At 69.2% G+C, this 21752-nt stretch carries 23 protein-coding genes; 15 read left to right on the forward strand and 8 right to left on the reverse strand.

What is annotated here, in order from left to right; genetic code table 11:
• Positions 1–91 precede the first annotated feature (91 nt).
• From WKR98_RS08790 to WKR98_RS08800, 3 genes are read left to right on the forward strand one after another with little or no spacing between them, the layout of a single operon-like run.
• Positions 92–832, forward strand: a complete 741-nt coding sequence (locus WKR98_RS08790) for a GntR family transcriptional regulator (protein WP_341432663.1) — start codon at positions 92–94, stop codon at positions 830–832.
• 26 nt (positions 833–858) lie between these two features.
• Entirely contained in the window at positions 859–1752 is an 894-nt protein-coding gene (locus tag WKR98_RS08795; protein WP_124687738.1) for an isocitrate lyase/PEP mutase family protein, read from the forward strand.
• A gap of 59 nt (positions 1753–1811) precedes the next feature.
• Positions 1812–1946, forward strand: coding sequence for a hypothetical protein (locus tag WKR98_RS08800; RefSeq protein ID WP_255465718.1), 135 nt, complete (start codon positions 1812–1814; stop codon positions 1944–1946).
• Positions 1947–1966: 20 nt separating this feature from the next.
• Here WKR98_RS08800 and phoR read toward each other — a convergent pair whose 3' ends face one another.
• Positions 1967–3253 (reverse strand): phosphate regulon sensor histidine kinase PhoR, encoded by a 1287-nt coding sequence (gene phoR, locus WKR98_RS08805; RefSeq protein ID WP_124687739.1) that lies wholly within the window; start codon positions 3251–3253, stop codon positions 1967–1969.
• Positions 3254–3473: 220 nt separating this feature from the next.
• Positions 3474–4172: a phosphate regulon transcriptional regulator PhoB gene (phoB, locus tag WKR98_RS08810; protein WP_087841592.1), complete on the reverse strand. Its 699-nt coding sequence runs from the start codon at positions 4170–4172 to the stop codon at positions 3474–3476.
• 141 nt (positions 4173–4313) lie between these two features.
• Between phoB and WKR98_RS08815 the strand changes: the two genes are divergently transcribed.
• The 8 genes from WKR98_RS08815 to WKR98_RS08850 all read left to right on the forward strand — a co-directional run bounded on the left by WKR98_RS08815 (position 4314) and on the right by WKR98_RS08850 (position 12389).
• Positions 4314–4739: a gamma-butyrobetaine hydroxylase-like domain-containing protein gene (locus WKR98_RS08815; RefSeq protein ID WP_124687740.1), complete on the forward strand. Its 426-nt coding sequence runs from the start codon at positions 4314–4316 to the stop codon at positions 4737–4739.
• On the forward strand, positions 4736–5512 hold the full coding sequence (gene ubiE, locus WKR98_RS08820; protein WP_124687741.1) for a bifunctional demethylmenaquinone methyltransferase/2-methoxy-6-polyprenyl-1,4-benzoquinol methylase UbiE: 777 nt from the start codon (positions 4736–4738) through the stop codon (positions 5510–5512). The genes WKR98_RS08815 and ubiE overlap by 4 nt, the downstream gene beginning before the upstream one ends.
• A 235-nt stretch (positions 5513–5747) precedes the next feature.
• On the forward strand, positions 5748–6713 hold the full coding sequence (locus tag WKR98_RS08825; protein WP_124687742.1) for a Tim44 domain-containing protein: 966 nt from the start codon (positions 5748–5750) through the stop codon (positions 6711–6713).
• Positions 6714–6825: 112 nt separating this feature from the next.
• Positions 6826–7449, forward strand: coding sequence for a ubiquinone biosynthesis accessory factor UbiJ (locus WKR98_RS08830; protein WP_161567686.1), 624 nt, complete (start codon positions 6826–6828; stop codon positions 7447–7449).
• Between the two features lie 3 nt (positions 7450–7452).
• Positions 7453–9006 (forward strand): ubiquinone biosynthesis regulatory protein kinase UbiB, encoded by a 1554-nt coding sequence (ubiB, locus tag WKR98_RS08835; RefSeq protein ID WP_341432664.1) that lies wholly within the window; start codon positions 7453–7455, stop codon positions 9004–9006.
• A 103-nt stretch (positions 9007–9109) separates the two neighbouring features.
• Positions 9110–9850, forward strand: a complete 741-nt coding sequence (locus tag WKR98_RS08840; protein ID WP_341433834.1) for a sulfite exporter TauE/SafE family protein — start codon at positions 9110–9112, stop codon at positions 9848–9850.
• 119 nt (positions 9851–9969) lie between these two features.
• A complete protein-coding gene (locus WKR98_RS08845; protein WP_341432665.1) occupies positions 9970–11403 on the forward strand; it encodes a sodium:solute symporter family protein in 1434 nt (477 codons plus the stop codon).
• A 146-nt stretch (positions 11404–11549) separates the two neighbouring features.
• Complete coding sequence (locus WKR98_RS08850) at positions 11550–12389, forward strand: ferritin-like domain-containing protein (RefSeq protein WP_341432666.1); 840 nt, start codon at positions 11550–11552, stop codon at positions 12387–12389.
• Positions 12390–12430: 41 nt separating this feature from the next.
• Here the strand turns inward: WKR98_RS08850 and WKR98_RS08855 are convergent, their stop codons facing one another.
• Positions 12431–13885, reverse strand: a complete 1455-nt coding sequence (locus WKR98_RS08855) for a DegQ family serine endoprotease (protein ID WP_124687748.1) — start codon at positions 13883–13885, stop codon at positions 12431–12433.
• A 487-nt stretch (positions 13886–14372) separates the two neighbouring features.
• Between WKR98_RS08855 and WKR98_RS08860 the strand changes: the two genes are divergently transcribed.
• Together WKR98_RS08860 and WKR98_RS08865 are read left to right on the forward strand one after the other, a co-directional pair.
• Positions 14373–14837, forward strand: coding sequence for a helix-turn-helix domain-containing protein (locus WKR98_RS08860; protein ID WP_341432667.1), 465 nt, complete (start codon positions 14373–14375; stop codon positions 14835–14837).
• The gene (locus WKR98_RS08865) at positions 14834–15232 is read left to right on the forward strand and encodes a hypothetical protein (protein WP_341432668.1); all 399 of its coding nucleotides are present in this window, start codon (positions 14834–14836) and stop codon (positions 15230–15232) included. Before WKR98_RS08860 ends, WKR98_RS08865 begins: the two co-directional genes overlap by 4 nt.
• 4 nt (positions 15233–15236) lie before the next feature.
• Here WKR98_RS08865 and WKR98_RS08870 read toward each other — a convergent pair whose 3' ends face one another.
• The gene (locus WKR98_RS08870; RefSeq protein WP_124687751.1) at positions 15237–16559 is read right to left on the reverse strand and encodes an ATP-binding protein; all 1323 of its coding nucleotides are present in this window, start codon (positions 16557–16559) and stop codon (positions 15237–15239) included.
• A complete protein-coding gene (locus WKR98_RS08875; protein WP_124687752.1) occupies positions 16556–17215 on the reverse strand; it encodes a response regulator in 660 nt (219 codons plus the stop codon). Before WKR98_RS08875 ends, WKR98_RS08870 begins: the two co-directional genes overlap by 4 nt.
• A gap of 115 nt (positions 17216–17330) precedes the next feature.
• Between WKR98_RS08875 and rfaE2 the strand changes: the two genes are divergently transcribed.
• Positions 17331–17810 (forward strand): D-glycero-beta-D-manno-heptose 1-phosphate adenylyltransferase, encoded by a 480-nt coding sequence (gene rfaE2, locus WKR98_RS08880; protein ID WP_124687753.1) that lies wholly within the window; start codon positions 17331–17333, stop codon positions 17808–17810.
• 6 nt (positions 17811–17816) lie between these two features.
• Here the strand turns inward: rfaE2 and WKR98_RS08885 are convergent, their stop codons facing one another.
• From WKR98_RS08885 to WKR98_RS08895, 3 genes are read right to left on the reverse strand one after another with little or no spacing between them, the layout of a single operon-like run.
• A complete protein-coding gene (locus WKR98_RS08885; protein WP_341432669.1) occupies positions 17817–18677 on the reverse strand; it encodes an SPOR domain-containing protein in 861 nt (286 codons plus the stop codon).
• Positions 18678–18692: 15 nt separating this feature from the next.
• Positions 18693–19583, reverse strand: a complete 891-nt coding sequence (locus tag WKR98_RS08890; RefSeq protein WP_341432670.1) for a type III pantothenate kinase — start codon at positions 19581–19583, stop codon at positions 18693–18695.
• Positions 19580–20422: a biotin--[acetyl-CoA-carboxylase] ligase gene (locus tag WKR98_RS08895; protein WP_341432671.1), complete on the reverse strand. Its 843-nt coding sequence runs from the start codon at positions 20420–20422 to the stop codon at positions 19580–19582. The genes WKR98_RS08890 and WKR98_RS08895 overlap by 4 nt, the downstream gene beginning before the upstream one ends.
• 132 nt (positions 20423–20554) lie before the next feature.
• Between WKR98_RS08895 and WKR98_RS08900 the strand changes: the two genes are divergently transcribed.
• The gene (locus WKR98_RS08900; protein WP_341432672.1) at positions 20555–21724 is read left to right on the forward strand and encodes a VanZ family protein; all 1170 of its coding nucleotides are present in this window, start codon (positions 20555–20557) and stop codon (positions 21722–21724) included.
• Positions 21725–21752 lie beyond the last annotated feature (28 nt).

A 21752-nucleotide genomic window follows, 5' to 3' on the forward strand; every position in this document is an offset into this window, starting at 1 on the left:
TCGGCTTATGCTCGAGGGTGCTTTTCATGCAAACCCGAATCACGCAAAAGAGTTGACACTTTTAAAACCGTTTTGATAATCTGTCGACACTATGGACGAATCAGCCGAGACCTTCATCAACAGGGAGGACGCCCAGGGGCCCCTGGCCGACGCGGTATTCCAGCAGGTGCTGGACGCGATCTACCAGGGCCGGCTGGCGCCCGGCAGCGTCATCAACGAAGTGGCGCTGGCCCAGGAATTCGGCGTGAGCCGTGGGCCGGTGCGCGAGGCGGTGCGCCGCCTGCAGGGCATCCAGTTGGTCACCCGCGAGCCCTACCAGAAGGCGCGGGTCGTGTCGCTGTCCGCCGAGTCCGCGCTGGAGCTGTTCCAGATGCGGATGGCGCTGGAGGGCGTGGCCTGCAGCCTGGCCACCCAGCGCATGAGCGACGAGGAGGTGGCGCAACTGCTGGCGGAGCTGGAGCAGGACCGGCAGCGCCAGCTGCGCAAGGACCGGGGCGAGTCGTCCGGACCTCGGGTATTCGATTTCCACGAGCGCATCGTGCGGGCTAGCGGCAACAACCGCATCATCCACGCGCTGTGCGAAGACCTTTATCACCTGCTGCGCGTGTACCGCCGGCATTCCGGGACCGTGCTCGAACGCAAGGAGGACGCCTATGCCGAGCACTGGCAGATCCTGCGCGCGATCAAGTCGCGCGATGCGGAACTGGCGGAGTCGCTGATGCGCTCGCATATCGAACGCGCGGCCCGGCACCTGTTCACCCATCTCGCGGACCGGGACGACACCGACGTCGCCCCGGGACGGCGAGGACGGGCGGCCGGGACGGGCACCTGAAACACTGACCATTTCGGAGTCATCGCATGAACAGTCCCCGCAAGTTCCGGGAGTTGCTCAAGAACGAGGAATTCATCGTCTCGCCCGGGGTGTACGACGGGTACAGCATACGGCTGGTAGAGGCCGCCGGGTTCAAGACCGCCTGCACCAGCGGGGCCGCCGTCTCGAACGCGCTGCTGGGCATCGCCGACATCGGGGTCATGGGATTGACCGAGAACGTCAACCATTGCCGCAACCTGGCGCGCTCGGTGTCCATTCCGCTGACGGCGGACGCCGACAACGGCTACGGCAACCCGGTGAACGTGTTCCATACGGTGCGGATGTTCGAGGAAGCCGGCGTGGCCGGCATCAACCTCGAGGACCAGGTCAGCCCCAAGCGCTGCGGCCACATGCCCGGCAAGGACGTGGTCAGCCAGGCCGAGATGGTCAAGAAGATCGAGGCCGCCTGCCTGGCGCGCCGCGACGATGACTTCGTCATCATCGCCCGCACCGACGCGCTGGCCATCGAGGGCATCGAGGGCGCGGTGCGCCGGGCCAAGGCCTATGCGGCGGCGGGCGCCGACATGCTGTTCCCCGACGCGGTGCGTACCGAAGACGACATCAAGCGCATCGTCGATGCCGCCGGCATTCCGGTCACCGTCAACATGGGATTCGGCATACGCAGCCGGCCCACCACGCCGCTGATCCCGCTGCCGCGCCTGAAGGCGCTGGGCGTCAAGCGCATCAGCCTGCCGCGCATGCTGCCGGCCGCCGCCATCCATGCCATGCAGCATGCGCTGCAGGCCATGCGCGGTGTGATGGAAAGCGGCGAGCCCGTCGATCGTCCCGACCTGCTGGTAGGCATCGAGGACATCATGAAGCTGATGGGCTACGAAGAAATGCGCGCGCTGGAAAAGCGCCTGACCACGCTGGCCGAATAGCCGCCGCCGAGCCCGCCTGGGCGCATGCCCAGGCCACGCAGTTCCCGAACGCGATCGTCTTGCATCCCAGGGTGCCGGCCAACAACCTGACCGAGTTCGTGCCCAGCTCCCCCGTCGCGTTCCGTGCCTTCGTGGAGCGCGAGATCGCGATGTGGGCCGAGGCGGTGAAGGTGTCGGGCGCGCAGGCCGACTGAAGGCCCTGGCGGCGCCTGGCCTACGCCACCCGGCTGTCGGGGAAATGCAGCGCGAAGGTGCTGCCTTGGCCCAGCTCGCTGGCGATTTCCAGTTCGGCGTCGTGCCGCATGGCGATGTGCTTGGTGATCGCCAGCCCCAGCCCCGTGCCGCCCGATTCGCGCGAACGGCTGCGGTCCACGCGGTAGAAGCGCTCGGTCAGGCGGGGCAGGTGATGCGAGGCGATGCCTATGCCGGTGTCCTTCACGGAATAGCGGGCATCGCCATCGGCTTCGCGCCGCCAGCGCACCGTGATGTGGCCGCCCTCGGGCGTGTAGCGCACGGCGTTGATCAGCAGGTTGGAGATGGCCGACGCGAGTTCGGTGCCGGTGCCCAGGACATCCAGGCCTTCGTCGATCTCGCCGACGATCTCGTGGCGGCCGCCCGACAGGGCGCGCGCCTGGCTCAGGGCCGTCTCGATCAGCGCCGGCATGTTCACCGGCTGCGGATCGGTGGTGGGCGAGGATTCCAGGGTGGACAGGGTCAGCAGGTCGGCCACGATGGCCTGCATGCGCTGGGCCTGGTCCAGCATCAGCTTCATGTACTGTTCGCGCTGCTCGTCGCTCAGCGCTTCCGCGGGCATGTCGCGCAGCGTTTCCAGGAAGCCCGACAGCACCGTCAGCGGCGTGCGCAACTCGTGCGAGACGTTGGCGACGAAATCGCGGCGGGTGGTCTCCAGCCGCTCGATCTGCGTCACGTCGCGCGTCAGCAGCATGCGCTGGTGCTTGTTGTACGAGATGAGCTGCACCATCAGCAGGCGATCGCCGCCGCCGGGGCTGCGCACCAGGCGCGGCGCGGGCCAGTCCTCCTGGCGGGCGTAGTTCACGAACTCGGGGGCCCGCACCAGGTTCAACAGGCTCTGGCCGCGGTCGGCCGGCAGGCGCAGGCCCAGGTGCTGGCGCGCGATGCGGTTGCACCAGTCGATATGGAATTCCTTGTCCAGCGTGACCAGTCCGTCGGGCAGGGCCTGGGCGGCGGCGAAGAAGCCCTGTACGTTCCCTTCCAGCATCGCGAGCTGGCGTTCCTGGTTGCGCAGGTGCCGGTAGATGCGGGCCAGGGCCTCGTCCCACGAACCGGCCGAGGGCGGCGGCGGCCGTTGCAGGTCGTTGGTCCAGCGCGTGACGCGCGAGAGCTGCCAGATATGCCAGACCAGCAGCGTGCCCAGGCCGAAACTGAAGACGGCCCAGCCGAAGCTGCCCGTGATCGGCCGCGTGAGGGCCGCCAGGCCGGCCCACAAGAGGACGACGATGAGGTTGCGTATCCAGACCATGGAGCGAATTGTCGCATTGCCCGGAGCCCGGACCCTGCCGTCTTTTATGGTTTTTTTGTGAATTTTCCAGGGCACGGCGGATCCGGCTCCGCCGGTCCTTCAGTAGAGCCCTGCGGGGCCCGGCGCCGGGCCGCCCCAAGGCGGGCCCCGGCCCCCTCGGGGGGGCTGCCGCATAGCGGCTGGGGGCTCACCATGCCGGGCGCGCGTCGGCGCGTGGGGGTTATTGGCCTACAGGATGGGCGGTGAAGCGGTAGCCGCTGCCGCGCACGGTCTCCACGTGCCCGTCGTGCTTGCTGGGCTCCAGGGCCTTGCGCAGGCGCCGGATGTGCACGTCCACCGTGCGTTCTTCGACGAACACGTGGTCGCCCCACACCTGGTCCAGCAGCTGCGAACGCGAGAACACGCGCTCGGGGTGGGTCATGAAGAAGTGCAGCAGGCGGAACTCGGTGGGGCCGATGTTCAGGGTCACGCCGTTGCCGTTGAGCCGGTGGGTGACCGGATCCAGCCGCAGTCCGGCGACGTCGATCAGGTCGTCGGTCAACTGGGGCGCGCGGCGCCGCAGGACGGCCTTGATGCGGGCCATCAGTTCCTTGGGCGAGAACGGCTTGGTGATGTAGTCATCGGCGCCGGCCTCCAGGCCGTCGACCTTGTCCTGCTCGGCGCCCTTGGCGGTAAGCATGATGATGGGAACGGCCTTGGTGCGCTCCTCGGTCCGCAGCTTGCGGGCCAGCGATACGCCCGAGGTGCCGGGCAGCATCCAATCGAGCAGGATCAGGTCGGGGAGTTCGGCCCGGATCAAGGTCTGGGCCTGTTCGGCGTCAGCCGCGCGCAGGACCTTGTGGCCCGCGAAGGACAGGTTGACCGAGACCAGCTCCTGGATGGCCGGTTCGTCTTCGACGACTAAAATAGTGCTGGACATGGATATGCCGGTTGGGTTGCTGAAGCATGTCCATAGTATGGCGGTATTGTTTCAGGTATGTGACATGATCCGGCGCCCGCGGACGCCCCGGCGCGGCCGCGGCCCCCATCGGCTACCATGGAGTCCCTACGCGAGAACACTATGGCAGGCCTGGACAAGAATACCCCTCTCCCCACCAATATCGTCGTGCACAGGCAGTCCAGGATGCTGGAGGTCGCCTTCGACGACGGCAGCAGTTTCCGGCTGCCTTTCGAGCTGCTGCGCGTCTACAGCCCTTCGGCCGAGGTCCGGGGCCACGGGCCGGGCCAGGAGACGCTGCAGGTGGGCAAGCGCGACGTGGATCTCGTCTCGCTCGAACCGGTGGGCAACTACGCGGTCCAGCCCCGGTTCTCCGACGGGCATTCGACCGGAATCTATTCGTGGGACATCCTGTATGCACTGGGCCGCGACCAGGACCGCCTGTGGGCGGAGTATCTCGCCGCGCTGGAGGCGGCGGGGGCCTCGCGGGATCCCGAGCCGCGGGACGGGATGGCGACAACCGAAGTACGCCGTGAAGGTAAGCAATGAGCGATAAGCAGCACTCCTCCGCGCCGGCCGGCGACACGCCGCCGGGCACGACCCATTTCGGCTTCCAGCAGGTGGCCGAGACCGACAAGGCACGCAAGGTGGCCGAGGTCTTCCATTCGGTGGCCGCGCGCTACGACGTCATGAACGACCTGATGTCCGGCGGCATGCACCGGGCCTGGAAGGTATTCACCGTGGCCCGCGCCGGCGTGCGCCCGGGCATGAAGGTGCTGGACATCGCCGGCGGCACCGGCGACCTGGCCAAGGCCTTCGCCCGGCGCGCCGGGCCCACCGGCGAGGTCTGGCTGACCGACATCAACGATTCCATGCTGCGCGTGGGACGGGACCGGATGCTGGATGCCGGGCTGATGCTGCCGACCGCCGTCTGCGACGCCGAGAAGCTGCCCTTTCCGGACGGCTATTTCGATCGGGTCTCGGTGGCGTTCGGGCTGCGCAACATGACCCACAAGGACCGGGCCCTGGCCGAGATGGCGCGGGTGCTGCGCCCCGGCGGCAAGCTGCTGGTGCTGGAGTTCTCCCGGGTCGCCAGGCCGCTGCGGGCGGCCTACGACTGGTATTCGTTCAACATCCTGCCCTGGCTGGGGCGCAAGGTCGCCCAGGACGAGGCCAGCTACCGCTACCTGGCCGAATCCATCCGCATGCACCCGGACCAGGACACCCTGGCCGGAATGCTGGAACAGGCGGGCCTGGCGCGTGTCCAATATTTCAATCTGACCGCCGGGGTGGTCGCCCTGCACGAGGGCGTGCGGCTGTAGCCTCCCTTGTTGCAAATTCCCTCGCGAATCCGGGGCGTTCCGACTGGCGATTTGCGCCGTAGTCCGTTAAATTTCAGCTTATTGTCAGGAAAGGCTGCTACGACCGCCCGTCTGCGGGGGCGTCGCGGCGCCGGGCATCCCCACCTGGCAGCAATGGCGCCCACGCTGGCCGGCAGACCCGGTACCGGGGCCGGCACGGCGGCGCCACGACATTGATTACAGGAGAATCCACACAATGTCCCGACGATTTTTTTCCAGGTTCATCCCGGCTCTGGTCATCGCCGTCTCGACGGTGGCGATGCTGGGCGTCTCGCATGACGCCCTGGCCAAGCGCCTGGGCGGGGGCGGCAGCATGGGCCGCCAGTCCAGCAACCTGACGCAGCGGCAGGCCACGCCGCCGGCGCGCACTCCCCAGCAGAACCAGCAGGCCGCGCCGTCGGCGGCTCCTGCCGCCGCGGGGGCCGCTGCGGGCGCCACCGCCGCGCGCAGCGGCATGTCGCGCTGGCTGGGCCCCATCGCCGGCATCGCCGCCGGCCTGGGCCTGGCGGCCCTGCTGTCGCATCTGGGCCTGGGCGCGGCCGCGGCCGAGCTCATCGGCAGCCTGCTGCTCATCGCGCTGGCCGTCTTCGCCGTGCTGTTCATCGTTCGCCGGCTGCGCGGCGTCGGTCAGCAGCCGGCGCTCCAGGGCGCGGGCAACAGCCGCTTCCAGCAGCGTAACGAGCCGCCCGCCACCATGGCGCGCGAATCGGCGGCACCCGCCGCCGCTCCTGCCGCATCCGTGGCCGCCGCGGGCCCTGCGCCCACCGGCGAGTGGGGCATCCCCAGCGATTTCGACACCGCGAATTTCCTCAGCCATGCGAAGAACTACTTCGTGCAGTTGCAAGGCGTCTGGGACCGCGGCGACGTGAACGAGCTGCGCGACCTGGTCACCGACGATCTGCTGGCCGAACTCAGCCAGCAGATCGGCCAGCGCGAGGGGCAGAACGTGACCGAGGTGGTGCTGTTGAACGCGGAACTGCTGGGCATCGAAACCGTCTCCGACGGCCATCTGGCCAGTGTCCGGTTCTCCGGCATGCTGCGCGAGGCACCGGGCACCGAGGCCTTCCGCTTCGAGGAAGTCTGGAACCTGTTCAAGCCCAACGACGGCGGCTGGCTGCTGGCCGGCGTGCAGCAGATCCCGGTGCAGGAACACAACCGGTAAACTTGCGGGGTCGAACCCCGTGGAACGCCCGTCCTCGGACGGGCGTTTTTCATTGGAAGGCCGGATTGCCGGTCGGTTCTCCTTACTGGTTTCCGCCTTGCATCCTATGCCCGTGTCCCTGCCGTACCCTTCCGCCGCCGCCATCCGGGCGCTCGACACGCTGCTGTTGCGCGAGCCCTGGGCCCGCGAGCGGCTGCGCCAGCATGCCGGCAAGACGGCCCGCCTGGCCGCCGGTTCCCTGCGCATGACGCTGACGATCACCCCGCACGGCCTGGTCGAGGCCGCCGCCGTGGATGCGGTGCCCGACGTGACCCTGACCGTCGATGGCGGCAGGCTGCCGGAACTGCTGTCGGGCGATGCCGCCCGCCGGATGGGGGCGGTGCGCATCGAGGGCGACGCGGCGCTGGCCCACGTGCTGGGAGACCTGGCGCGGGACCTGCGCTGGGACGTGGAAGAGGACCTGGCCGGGATTGTCGGCGACATACCCGCCGCCCGCCTGGTCCGGACGGCGCGGGGTGTGGCGGGCGGATTGCGCGCCAGCGCGTGGCGGCTGGCCGAGAACGTGGCGGAGTACCTGACCGAGGAAAGCGGGGCGGTGGCGTCCTCGCATGCGCTGCAAGCCTGGGGAGGCGAGGTGCGGCGCCTGCGCGACGACGCCGAGCGCGCGGGCAAGCGGGTCGAGCACCTGCGGACGCGACTGGCCCGGCTCGAAACCCGTCCGGGCGCGGAGGGCTAGGCCATGTTCACCTTCCTGCGCCTGATCCGCATCATGTTCGTCAGCTTCCGCTACGGCCTGGACGAACTCGTGATCTCCGGCATCCGGCATCCCTGGACCGAGCGCCTGCTGGTCGTGATGCGGCTGGGCCGCAAGCTGCACGCGCCGCGCGGCGAGCGGCTGCGCCTGGCGCTGGAGACGCTGGGCCCCATCTTCGTCAAGTTCGGCCAGGTGCTGTCGACCCGGCGCGACCTGATCCCGGCGGACATCGCCGACGAACTGGCGCGCCTGCAGGACCGCGTGCCGCCGTTCCCGTCCGAGGTGGCGATCGCCAGCATCCGCAAGGAGCTGGGCCGCCATCCGGACGAACTGTTCGCCAGCTTCGAGCGCGAGCCGGTGGCCTCGGCCTCGATCGCGCAGGTGCATTGCGCGGTGCTCAAGGATGGCCGCGACGTGGCCGTGAAGGTGCTGCGGCCCAACATGGCGCCGGTGATCGACAAGGACCTGCGGCTGCTGCGGGCGGCGGCCACGCTGATCGAAAGGATCTCGGCCGACGGACGGCGCCTGAAGCCGCGCGAGGTGGTGGCCGAGTTCGACAAGTACCTGCACGACGAACTCGACCTGCTGCGCGAGGCGGCCAACTGCAGCCAGCTGCGCCGCAACTTCGCCCCCGACGGCCCTCGCGGCGACCTGCTGATCGTGCCGGAAGTGATGTGGGACTACTGCTCGTCGTCCATCTTCACGATGGAGCGCATGCGCGGCATCCCCGTCAATCACGCCGAGCGGCTGGTCGAGGCCGGCGTGGACCTGAAGAAGCTGGCGCGGGACGGCGTGGAGATCTGCTTCACCCAGATGTTCGCGGACGGCTTCTTCCACGCGGACATGCATCCGGGCAACATCTACGTGTCGGACGACCCGCGCACGCTGGGGCGCTACATCGCGCTCGACTTCGGCATCGTCGGTTCGCTGTCCGAGTTCGACAAGAACTACCTGGCGCAGAACTTCCTGGCCTTCTTCCGGCGCGACTACCGCCAGGTGGCCCGCCTGCACATCGAGTCCGGCTGGGTGCCGCCCGGCACGCGCGAGGAAGAACTCGAGGGCGCGATCCGGGCCTGCTGCGAGCCTTATTTCGACCGGCCGCTGGCCGAGATCTCGCTGGGGCAGGTGCTGCTGCGCCTGTTCCAGACCTCGCGCCGCTTCCACGTCGAGATCCAGCCGCAACTGGTGCTGCTGCAGAAAACGCTGCTCAACGTCGAAGGCCTGGGCCGCGAACTGGATCCGTCGCTGGACCTGTGGAAGACGGCCAAGCCCTACCTGGAACGCTGGATGCACGAGCGCGTCGGCTGGGCGGCGCTGCGCAACAACCTGCGGCGCGAGTCGCAGCAGTGGGCGCAGATGCTGCCCGAACTGCCGCGCCTGGTGCATCATCAATTGGCCCGCCCGGATCGTTCCGCCGATACCCTGGCCGAACTGCAGCGCCTGCGGGCCGCCCAGCAGCAGACCAATCGCCTGATGGCTGTGATCGCCGGCGTGCTGGCGGTGGGCGTGGCCGTGGCCCTGTGGGCGGTCGCCCGCTAGCCTTGTTCCTGGCTCCGGATTTTCCGAAGGCTGGATCCGCGTAATCCGCATTTCCAGCCGGCGCGCCTTGCGGCAGCATGGCGTCATGGACTCCTTGCTCTCGATGTACTCCGCGGCCAGCTGGCCGCTGATCCTTCTCATCCTCGGTACCTTCTTCGTGGCCGGCGCCGTGAAGGGCGTCATCGGCCTGGGGCTGCCCACCGTCGCCATGGGGCTGCTGGGCCTGGCCATGGTCCCGGCGCAGGCCGCGGCGCTGCTCGTGGTGCCATCCTTGGTGACCAACGTCTGGCAACTGGCCGCCGGCGGGCGCTTCGTGCACCTGGCCAGGCGGCTGTGGCCCCTGCTGGCGGGCGTGGTGGCCGGCACCTGGCTGACGGCGGCGCTGGCCGGCACGGGGTCGCAGCCCTGGGCGGTCCGGGCGCTGGGCGTGGCCCTGGTGCTGTACGCGGCCTTCGGCCTGATGGCCTTCCAGCTGCGCGTGCCGCCCGGCGCCGAGCGCTGGCTGGGCGCGCTGTCCGGCCTGGCGACCGGCGCGGTCACCGCCGCCACGGGCGTGTTCGTGATTCCCGCCGTGCCCTACCTGCAGGCGCTGGGCCTGGCCAAGGATGAACTGGTGCAGGCGCTGGGCATGGCCTTCACGGTCTCGACGCTGGCGCTGGCCGTGGCGCTGGCGCGCGGCGGCGCCCTGGGCTACCAGCAGATGGCGGCGTCCCTGGTGGCCCTGGTACCGGCCATGGCGGGCATGTGGGCGGGCCAGTATCTGCGCCACCGCATCAGCCCCGCGGCGTTCCGCCGGGGGTTCTTCACGGGGCTCGGCCTCCTGGGCCTGTACCTGTGCTTCTGACCGGCCGCAGCGCCCCGCTCCACCCACCGATACGCCAGCCCTGACGGGCCTGGAAAGCCCTGGCCCGCTGTGCGATACTCGCGCGGTTTTGGCTTTTTTTCCCGGGTGGGCTCGGCATCATGGTGTTCTGGTTCGTCTTGCTCTACCTGCTGGTTTCCATCTGCATCGGCGTGGTCGCCGCCCGCCGGGTGTCGAACTCCACCGACTATGCGGTGGCCGGCAGGTCGCTGCCCCTGTTCATCGTGGTCGCCACGACCTTCGCCACCTGGTTCGGCTCCGAGGCGGTGCTGGGCGTGTCGGCCGTGTTCGTGCGGGAAGGGCTGGGCGGCGTGGTCGAGGATCCCTTCGGCGCGTCGATGTGCCTGGTGCTGGTGGGCGTGTTCTTCGCCGCGCGGCTCTACCGGCACAATCTGCTGACGCTGGGCGACTACTACCGCGAACGCTACGGCCCCATCGTCGAGGTCCTCATGAGCCTGGCGATCATCATTTCGTACCTGGGGTGGGTGGCGGCGCAGGTCAAGGCGCTGGGGCTGGTGTTCCACATGCTCGATCCGGGCGTGTTCTCGCAGACCGGCGGCATGATCATCGGTACGCTGATCGTGATGACCTACACCCTGTTCGGCGGCATGTGGTCGGTCGCGCTGACCGATTTCTTCCAGATGATCGTGATCGTGGCCGGGCTCTTCACCATCGCCTATTTCGCCACCGACCTGGCCGGCGGCGTGGGCGTGGTCGTGCACGAGGCGACCAGCCGCGACCTGCTCAATTTCCTGCCGCCGGCCACGGCGCACGACGTGCTGTTCTTCTTCGCGGCGCTGGTCACGATGATGCTGGGCTCCATTCCCCAGCAGGACGTCTACCAGCGCGTGATGTCGTCCAAGGACGTGGGGACCGCCCGGCGCGGCCCCGTCATCGGCGGGCTGCTCTACCTGATGTTCGCCTGCATCCCCATGTACATAGGCGTGGCCGCCTTCAGCGTGATGCCCGATACGGTCGGGACGCTGCTGCAGGAGGATCCCCAGAAGATCCTGCCCACCTTCATCCTCGAGCGCATGCCCGCGGTGGCGCAGGTGTTCTTCTTCGGCGCGCTGCTGTCGGCCATCATGTCGACCGCCTCGGCCACGCTGCTGGCGCCTTCGACCACCTTCGCCGAGAACATCCTGCGCCATTTCCTGCCGGGCATGTCCGACAAGCATTTCCTGCGCGCGATGCGCGTGTCGGTGGTGCTGTTCGGACTGTGCGTGCTGGCTTTCGCGCTCAGTACCTCCGACAGCATCTACGAGATGGTGGCGGGCGCCTATACCGTGACGCTGGTGGGGGCGTTCGTGCCCCTGCTGATGGGCCTGTACTGGCGGCGCGCGACCACGCAGGGCGCGCTGCTGTCGTCGGTGATGGGGGTGGCCGCCTGGCTGCTGGTCAGGGCTTTTGCCGCGGAGGAATTTCCGCCACAATTGGCAGGACTGCTGGCGGGATTCGTCGGCATCTGGGCCGGCAGCCTGCTTCCCCAAGTGGTGCGGGCGCGCGCGCGGCCCGCGCTGCATCCGGTCCTGTAAGTTCTGTTACAGGCGCGTCCCGCGCCATGCCCGGCCGGATCTGGAAGGAATGTGTCATGCGGGGGTAAGACTCCCGCTATATCGTTCGCCGACCTTCCGGCGACTTGGAACGCTCAAGCTGCCGGCTTCCATACAAGGGCCCCATCATGCTGTACCCGGAACTATTCAAATCCCTGGAGTCCGTGCGCTGGGACATGGGAAAGGACGTGCCGTGGGACCAGTTCGACGCCAGTCTGCTGACCGACGAGCAGGCGCATACGATCAAGATGAACGCGATCACCGAGTGGTCGGCGCTGCCGGCCACCGAGATGTTCCTGCGGGACAACCGCGAGGACAGCGACTTCAGCGCGTTCATGTCGATCTGGTTCTATGAAGAGCAGAAGCATTCGCTGGTGCTGCAGGAATACCTGAAGCGCTTTCGTCCCGACATGCTGCCGACCGAGGACGAACTGCACCACGTGCGCTTCGAGTTCGACGCCGCGCCCGCGCTCGAGACCCTGACGCTGCACTTCTGCGGCGAGATCCGGCTCAACCATTGGTACCGCCGCGCGGCGCAATGGCACAGCGAGCCGGTCATCAAGGCCATCTACAAGCTCATCGCGCAGGACGAGGCCCGCCATGCGGGGGCCTACCTGCGCTACATGAGGCGGGCGCTGACCGAGCGCGGCAAGGAACTGGCCGACCAGGCGCGTGCCGCCTTCGCCAAGATAGGTGTGCTGATGGCGTCGGCCAAGCGCACGTCGCAGGCGCTGCATCCGACCAATCTGCACGTCAACAAGAGCCTGTTCCCCAACGACACCGTGCAATCCCGGCTGCCCGAGCCGGGCTGGCTCGACCGCTGGCTGGACGACCAGATCCAGTTCGACCGCGAGTGGGAGGGCAAGGTGGCCGATCGCATCCTGCACACCATGTCGACCCTGCTCGGCCGCAGCTTCGCGACCGTGCAGGACCTGAACCGCTACCGCAAGGAGCTGGCCACCGGCTGAGCGGCGGCCAGGGTGCCGGCGGGATCCCGGCCCGTGGGTCTTCAGCCCAGCTGCACCGGCACGAAGATCTTGGCGTCGCCGCGCTGCACGAGCAGCGCCACGTTCTTGCCCGACTTCGCGATCAGCGAGCGCACCTGGTCGACGCTCTGCACCGGGACGCCGTTCAGCGACAGCAGCAGGTCCCCGGGTTCGATGCCGGCCTGTTCGGCCGGGCCGCCCACCTGCTCGACCACCAGCCCGCCATTGTCGCCCACGGCCATCCGTTCCTGCGGCGTGAGCGGACGCAGCGCCAGCCCCAGCCGGCCGTGCGCCGCGCCGCCGCGCGTATCGGCGCTGGCCGTGGCTTCGGCCTTGGCGCTGCCCAGCTTGGCGACGATGTCGTGCGGCGAGCCGTTGCGCCAGACTTCCAGCTTGACGTCCTGTCCCGGCGTGGCCAGGCTGATCACCGCGGGCAGGTCGCCCGAGGCCACCACGGGCTTGCCGTCGATCTTGCGGATGATGTCGCCGGACTTCAGGCCGGCCTTGTCCGCGGGGCTGCCCTTTTCCACGCTGGCGACCAGCGCGCCGGTGGGCGAGTCCAGCTTGAACGAGTCGGCCAGCGCCTGGTTGACTTCCTGGATGGTGACGCCCAGGCGGGCATGGTGGACTTCGCCGTGCGCCACGATCTGGTCCTTGACCTTGGCGGCCACGTCGATCGGGATCGCGAACGACAGTCCCTGGTAGCCGCCGGTCTGGCTGTAGATCTGCGAGTTGATGCCGACCACTTCGCCGCGCGAATTGAACAGCGGCCCGCCCGAGTTGCCAGGGTTGACGGCGACGTCGGTCTGGATGAACGGCACCGAGCCGTCATTGGGCAGCGAGCGGCCCTTGGCGCTGACCACGCCGGCCGTTACCGTGTTCTCCAGGCCATAGGGCGAGCCGATGGCCAGCACCCATTCGCCCACGCGCAGGTCGCTGGGATTGCCCACGACCACGACCGGCAGGTTGCGCGCGTCGATCTTCAGCACGGCAACGTCGGTCTGGGGGTCCGAGCCCAGTACCTTGGCGCGGAATTCGCGCCGGTCGGTCAGCTTGACGGTGACTTCCTTGGCGTCCTTCACCACGTGGGCGTTGGTCAGGATGATGCCGTCGGGGCTGACGATGAAGCCGGAGCCCTGGCCGCGCATCGGCACGCTGTGCGAGCCGCCACCGCCGCCGGGATAGCCGGGGAAGCCGCGGAAGAACTGCGCGAACGGATCGCCGTCGTCGTCCGAGACCTTGGTGGTGCCGGTCACGCTGATGTTGACCACGGCCGGGCCGTAGCGCTGGGTGATCTGCGAGAAATCGGGGGGCGTCACCGCGCCCACGGGCGCGGCCGCCTGCGTGCTTGCGGCGGAGACCGGCACGGCCTGCGCCGTGGCGGTGCGCTGGAACGCCGTGGCGCCGGCGGCGCCGAACACGCCGGCGGCAACCAGGGCGACGGCCAGGTGCGAAGCGGAGAACTTGCGGGTGTTCATGGTGGGCTCCTCTGCCAGGTAATGGAACATGGCGTCATGGTGGAGCGCTTGTCTTAAAGGGAACTTAAGTCCCCCCCTACGCGCTTCGCGCGCCCCCCAGGGGGCGATGCGGGTGGACCGGCGGAGCCGGATCCACCGCATCCTGGGTCTAGTACCGCTGTCTTGGGGTGCAGCACGGTTGCTATCGCTGGCTGCCAGCGGGAGCAACGATGTGGCGTACCAAGAAACAGGTACTAGACCCAGGGCGCCGAGGATCCGGCTTTGCCGGTCCGCCAGCGCCGCCCCTTGAGGGGGAGCGGCCAAAGGCCGCTTGGGGGTGGGCTTCCCTGACCGGCGGAGCCGGATCCACCGCATCCTGGGTCTAGTGGGGGCAGTGTTCTTGCTCTGGTCGGGGTTTGCTGTCGGAGGACAGACGGATTTTCGTTTGTTTCGTTTTTCGATTGTTTCGATTAATATGAGGAATGTTTCTTCGTCCGGGAGTTTTGCCATGGCCACCGCTCCGTCCAAGATGATGCTGCCCGTCGAGCGGGAAGTTCAGGCCGCCGTGCAAGGTCAGCGTGCACTGGCTGCCTATCTGGCGACGCGTGTCGAAACGCAGCGGATTCAAATCTTCGACGATAAGAACCAGGCTCATCAGGTCGAGCTGCCTACCTCAGCGCTGCGCCTGCTGGTGGACATACTGGCCGAACTGGCCGATGGCAATGCGGTGAGGGTCGTGCCTGTTCACGCCGAACTGACCACCCAGGAGGCCGCGGACATGCTCAATGTTTCGCGCCCGCATCTGGTCAAGCTATTGGAGGATGGCGCGTTGCCTTTTCACCGGACGGGCAAGCATCGCCGCGTGCGGTTTGCCGATCTGATGCGGTACAAGGAGACGCGTGATCTCGCCGCCGAGCAGGCCATGGGCGAACTTGCGCGGCAGTCGCAGGAGTTGAAGATGGGGTATGAATGAGGCATTTCCCCTTCACGGTCATCTACGATGCATGCGTGCTTTATCCCGCGCCGTTGAGAGACTTCCTGATGTGGTTGGGGTTATCAGGTCGGTTTCGGGCGCGATGGAGTCGCGAGATCCACGAGGAATGGAAGCGCAACCTGCTGCTTAATCGGCAGGATCTGACGCGCGCGCAATTGGATCGAACCTCTGACTTGATGGATCGTGCCATTCCGGACGAGTTCATCGACAATCTGTTCGATCTCGATGCGGCCGCGGTAGTGTCTGCCGCGCAGCGTCAGCGCGCGCAGCTTGTTCATCCCTCTATCGATGTCGACCGTTACCTGGACATCCTGCTCCGGCAGGGATTGGTGCAGACCGCGAAGGCGCTGGCGACGTATCGCGGCATCCTTTGAGTTGCTATGGGGCGACGGGAAACAGCACCCTCACGCGCAGGCCGCCCAGGGGGGAGTCCAGGAGTTCTATCGTGGCGTGGTGGCGGTCGGCGATGGCCTTGACGATGGCCAGGCCCAGGCCGCTGCCGGGGGTGTCGGCGGTCTGGGCGCGGTAGAAGCGGTCGAAGACGCGGCCGCGTTCGACCACGGGGATGCCGGGGCCGTCGTCGTCCACGTCCAGCGTGACGCCCTGCGGGCCGGCCGCGAGCCGGATGTCGACGCGTCCGGATGCGGGCGCGTATTTGACGGCGTTCTCCAGCAGGTTGCGCACCAGCAGGACCAGGGCTTCGTCCTGGCCCGCGATGCGCGCGCTGGTGGCGCCTTCCATGCCGATGTCCACGCCGCGCGCGTGGGCCTGGGGCAGGATGTCGGCCAGCGCGGTGCGCACGACGTCGCCCAGGTCGAGTGTCGCGAGCGCCGGCCCCTGCGCTTCCTGGCGCGCCAGCGACAGCAGTTGTTCGACCAGCCGGGTGGCGCGGTCTATGCCGGCCGACAGCCGGGTCACCGCCACCTGGCGCGTGGCGTCGTCTTCGGCGCGGCGCAGCGATTGCAGTTGCAGCTTGAGCGCGGCCAGCGGCGAGCGCAGTTCGTGCGCGGCGTCGCCCACGAATTGCTTCTGCGCGTCGAAGGCCTGGCGGACACGTCCGAGCAGCAGGTTGAGTTCATGGACCAGGGGCCGCACCTCGTCGGGCAGGCCGGCCTCGCTGACGGGCGACAGGTCGTCGGCCTGGCGCGAGGCGACCTGGCGGCGCGTCCGGTCCACCGGGCCGAGCGACAGGCTGATGACCCACCAGACGACCAGCATCAGCAGCGGCGCCATGGCCGCGATGGGCCAGATGGTGCGCAGCGCGAGCGTGCGCGCCGTGCCGGTGCGCACGCGTACGTCCTGGGCGACCTGGATGATCTGCAGCGGCGCTTCCATCGAGTACATGCGGTAGGTGGCGCCGTCGGCCTCGACGGTGGAGAAGCCCAGGATGACGCGGTCGGGCAGCACGAGTTTGGGCGTGGAGCGGAACAGGCGCACGCCGTCCGGCGTCCAGATCTGGATGATGAGGTCGCGCGCGGCCGGATCGTCCAGCAGCCCGCCTTCCGGCCCGGTGCTGAACAGCGGGTTGCCGTTGCCGAGCGCCAGCGCGGTGCGCTGCAACTGGTAGTCGAAGATCTCGTCGGTCTGGACCAGCGCGCCGCGATAGGCGATGGCGCCTTGCACCAGCGCGGCCAGGAAGATCGCGGCCAGCAGGAAGGCCAGCAGGCGGGCGCGCAGAGAGTGGCCGGGCAGGAGTTTCATGATTTGGGGATGACGTAGCCGACGCCGCGCACGGTCTGGATGAACTGTGTGCCGAGTTTCTTGCGCAGGCCGTGGATGTAGACCTCGACCGCGTTGCTGCTGATCTCGTCCTTCCAGCTGTAGAGCTTTTCCTCCAGCTGGGCGCGCGACAGGATGAGGCCCGGCCGCGCCAGCAGCGGTTCGAGTACCGCCCATTCCTTGGCGGTAAGCGTGACGGGCTGGCCATCGACGGTGGCGGTGTGCGTGGCGGGATCGAGGACGACGCCGCCGTGTTCGTACAGCGGTTCGGCCCGCCCCGCGCTGCGGCGGATCAGCGCGCGGATGCGGGCCAGGATCTCGTCCACGTCGTAGGGCTTGACGACGTAGTCGTCGGCACCGGCATCCAGGCCGGCGATGCGCTGGCCGATGGCGTCGCGCGCCGTGGCGATGATGACCGGGATGCGCACCTTGCGCGCGCGCAATTCGCGCAGCACGGACAGGCCGTCGCCGTCGGGCAGTCCCAGGTCGAGCAGCACGAGGTCATAGGTCTCGGTGCGCAGCGCGGTGTCCGCGCTTGCGGCGTTCTTGACCCAGTCGACCGCGTAATGTTCGGCGCGCAGGACGTCCATCACGCTCTCGCCTATCATCGGATCGTCTTCGACCAGCAGCAGTCGCATCGCATTCCCTCGTCCCGGGGTAGGTCCCGGCCATGGACGCGCACAGTGTATCGCCCCCTGCGCGCGCCGAAGCCCTCTACAATGGGCCGTTCAGCCATTCCCGCGCCGCCTGACCGTGCCAGCCCGCTTCGAATCCAAGATCCTCAGTCCCGCCGAATGCGTGGCCGCCCGCGCGGCCTGGCCGCGCCCGCTGGTCTTCACCAACGGGGTGTTCGACATCCTGCACCGCGGCCACGTCACCTACCTGGATGCGGCCGCGCAATTGGGCGCGATGCTGGTGGTGGCGGTCAACACCGATGCCTCGGCGCGCCGCCTGGGCAAGGGGCCGGACCGGCCGCTGAACGGCCAGGACGACCGCGCGGCGCTGCTGGCGGCGCTGGCCTCGGTGGACGCGGTGACGTGGTTCGACCAGGACACGCCGCTGGAGCTGATCGGCCAACTGCGGCCCGACCTGATCGTCAAGGGCGGGGACTACGACATGGACGCGCTGCCCGAGACCGCACTGGTGCGCAGCTGGGGCGGTGACGCGGTGGCCATCGACTTCGAGCACGACCGCTCCACCACCAAGCTCGTGCAGCGCATCCGGACGCGCTGAGCGCCGTCAGCGGCAGTCTTGCACCGAGGGGCGGTCGAACAGGCTGCGCGCTCCTTCGATGGCGCGGCGGCCGGAGGCGGCGACGCCGTCCAGGCGCAGCCAGCTCTTGCCGCCCAGGGCGCTGCGCGATACCACCTTGGCGTTGCTCACACCCTGGCCTTGCAGGGCCGTGGCCTGTTTCTTCGCTGCGGCCTCGGTGCCGAAGACGCCCAGCGAGATGGCGTGCTGGAGCGGGCCGCCTTCCTGGATCACGAAGTAGTCCTTGACTCCGTTCTTGCCGAGTTGGGCCGCGGCGGCCTGCGCGGCCGAGGCGTTGGGCAGCGGCGGCACGATGACCATCCATCCCTGCTTGCCCGCTTCGCGCCGGGTGCCCTGTTTCGCCGCCGGCAGGTGTTCGTTCGCCCATTTCCTGGCGATGATGAGATCGGCTTCGCTGAACGTGCCCCATTCGACGCAGGCGAGCGGTTCGCGCGGTGGGGGAGGGCTGGCCGGGGCGGCGGCAGGTGCAGGGGGAGTTGCCGGTGCCGGCGCGGCGTCGGACGGCGCGGCCGCGGGGATGATGGCGCCGGCCGGGGGTGGCTCGCCGGTCTCTGCCGCGGAGCCTTGCGCGGCATCGGCGTTGGCCGAAGGCTCGGTGGCCGGGGCCGCCTGGCCGGATTCCGCCGGTTCGGCGGCGGGCGCCGGCGGCGCCTCGTCGGTGGCGTTGATGCCGGGCAGCCGGGGCACCTGGATCGTGTCGGCGCGCAGTTCCGAGCGCATCCGGGCAGGGTCGCGGCCGCGTTCCGAAAAGGGCTGGCCGAACCAGCCGCGATCCAGGGCGAAAAGCGCCACGTTGGCCAGGAGCAAGACGACGAACAGGCTGCGCATGAAAAACCGGAGAGGTCAGGGGGAGGGGGCGAGCCCCGATTCGGCCAGGCAGGCCAGGCCGTCGAGGACGGGATTATCGACGACCAGTACCTGGCGCGTCGAGCCGGCGGCGCGCATCAGGTGGGCGACCTCTCCGGCGATGGCGGCCCAGGCGCCGCCGCTGGCCACCAGCAGCGGTTCCTGCCGGAAGCGTTCGCGCGCGGCCAGCCACTGGCGTGCCACGGCGCCGGCCTGGGCCGCCGCCACGCCGGACATGATCGCGTCGCCGGTGTTGTCGGGAAAAGGCGCGACCTGGCCGTTCGAGCGCGGCACGCCGGCGGTGCCGGCCGCCAGCGACTGGCGCATCAGATCGCGGCCGGGCAGGATCAGGCCGCCGACGAAGCGGCCCGCGCCATCCAGGGTGTCCACGGTGGTGGCGGTGCCGAAATGGGCCAGCACGTGCACCGGGGCGGGGGTGCCGGGGGCGGCCTGGCGGCGCCAGCGATTCCAGATCCCCACCAGGCTGAGCCAGCGGTCGGCGCCCAGGCGCTCGGGATGGCGGTAGCCGTTCGTGACGCCCAGCAGCCGCCGGCCGGCGCGTATCCAATCCACCGCGCAGCCGTTGCGCGCCAGCAGCTCGGCGATGGTGCGCTCGCTGTCGTCGCCGGCCACGTTCGAGCCCATCGCGGCATGGGGCCGCAGGCCCGCTTCGTCCAGCCAGGGCAGGAGGGCTTCGGGCACTTCCTCGTGGCGGAAGGCGACCTGCAGGGGCGTGCGCGGCACGGCCTGTCCCGCGGCCGCGCCGTCGTCCCGCCAGCCGAATTTGACGCGGGTGTTGCCGGCGTCGATCAGCAGCGTGCCCGCGCGTTCCGCATGCGGCGTGGATCCGGGCGCGCGCCCTTCGGGCGGCCGGGCGGGCGCGCTCATGCCTGGGCCGCCCGCACGGAGATGTCGCCCACGGTGACGGCGCGCGTGCCGTCGGCGGCCTGGACCAGCAGCTTGCCGCCTTCGTCCACACCCCGGGCCGTACCTTCGAACAGTATGCGGCCATTGTCCATGACCCGGACCGGCAGGCCGTACAGCGCGTCCCAGCGGGCGAATCGCGCCTGGAACGGGCCGAAGCCCTCGGCGGCATAGTGGGCGATGGCGTCGTGCCAGGACCGCGCCACGGCGGCGGCCAGGCGCACGGGATCGCCGGTGCTGCCGGTTTGCGCCCAGTCGGCGACTTCGCGGCCCAGGGCCTGCGACAGCGCGGCCGCGCCTCGAAGGTTGATGCCGATGCCGAGAATCAGGCCCACGCGCCCTGAGGCCGGCACGGCCACGGTCTCGACCAGGATGCCCGCCAGCTTGGCGGCACCCCATTGCACGTCGTTGGGCCATTTCAGGGCCAGTAGCGCGTCGTCGGCGCCGCTGCCCAGCAGGCCGCTCAGGGCTTCGCACGCGGCCACGCCGGCCACCAGCGACAGCGGCGGCAGGCGTGCGGGCGGGATGTCCGCCTGCCAGCCGCAGGAGAAAAGCAGCGCGTCGCCCGCGCGCGTGCGCCAGGGCCGGCCGGCCCGCCCGCGTCCCGAAGTCTGCTCGTGGCTGCCCAGCAGCGCCGGCCCGGCGCCGCCGCGGCGCAGGTATTGCTGGAGGTCGGCGTTGGTGGACGCCGTGGCGTCCAGCCAGGTCACGGTCCAGTCCGGCAACTGGCGCCGCAAGCCGGCGGCAAGCTCCCCCGGAGGGGCCAGCCGGGTGTCGGAGAGGGCGGAGTCGGGTGCAACCATGGATCTTCGTCGAGGGCCGCGCGTGGAACGCGGAAACACCGGATTGTAGGCAGAGCCGGCGGATTTCGCATGCCGGGGCCTGCAAAACGCATAAACTTGAGGCATGTCGTTTACGTTTTGCTCCCGTCGCCCATGAGCACGCCGCCCGAAGGACGTGCTCCCTCCCACACGGAGGATGTCGCGCAGCGACACGAGGGCACCCCGATCCCCTCGTCCGCCGTGCCCGCGCCGCCGGGCCTGCACGGCGCGCCGCTGGCGCGGCTGGCGTTGTCCATCATCGTTCTGCTGGTCGTCTATGCCAGCCTGTATCCGTTCTCGGGGTGGGTGGACGTCGGCGTGCCCCCGTTCGCCTACCTGCGGGCGCCGTGGCCGCAATACTGGGTCGGTTCCGAGATCATCGCCAACGTCGCCGCCTACCTGCCCGTGGGCGCGCTGTTCGTCTGGGCCGTCTATCCGGCCTGCCGGGGCCTGCTGGCCGTGGTCCTGGCCGTGGCGTGCTGCGGACTGCTGTCCGGCGTACTGGAGGCGTTGCAGACCTATCTGCCCAATCGCATCGCCTCGAACGTCGACCTCGCGGCCAACACCGCCGGCGCTCTGCTGGGGGCGCTGGTCGGCACCGCCACCGCCTCCTGGCTGATCGGCCACGGCGCGCTGGCGCGCTGGCGCCAGCGGTGGTTCCGGGCCGAGGCCGGTCCCGCGCTGATCCTGGCGATGCTGTGGGTATTCATGCAGATCCCGCGCCAGCCCATGCTGTTCGGCACCGGCGAACTGTGGCTGCTGCTGGGCGACTGGGCGGCGCTTCCCTCGGACGTGGTGGGCTTCCTGTGGTCGCCCGAGCCCGCGCAGCGCATCGTGGCCGAACAGGTCTGCACCGCCGCCGCCGTGGTGGGGGCCGCGATGCTGCTCCTGTACATGGCACGCCCGGTGCCGGCGCGCGGTATCCTTCCCATCGTCCTGGTCGCCTGCGCCGTGCTGGCGAAGGCGGCCCTGCAGCCCCTGGCCGTGCCGGGGCAGGCGCCCGGCGCGTGGGTCACCACCGGGGCCGCGGCGGGCACGGCGGCCGGGCTGCTGCTGGCGACCGGCATGGCCTATCTGAAGCCGGCCTGGCAGCGCGGCCTGGGCATCACGGCGCTGTGCGTGCAACTGGCCATCGTCAACCTGTTTCCGTCCGACCAGTATTTCGACATGACGACAGCGATGGCCCGCACGGGCTGGCTGCACCTGGAATCGCTCACGCTCGGCCTGTCGGTGATCTGGCCGCTGGCGGCGCTCTTTTTCCTGGCCCGGCGGCGTCCCGCCTGACCTCCCGATTGTCCCCATTCCCTTTTGC

This window comes from Pigmentiphaga sp. YJ18 (assembly GCF_038066655.1).
Taxonomy (GTDB): Bacteria; Pseudomonadota; Gammaproteobacteria; order Burkholderiales; family Burkholderiaceae_B; genus Pigmentiphaga.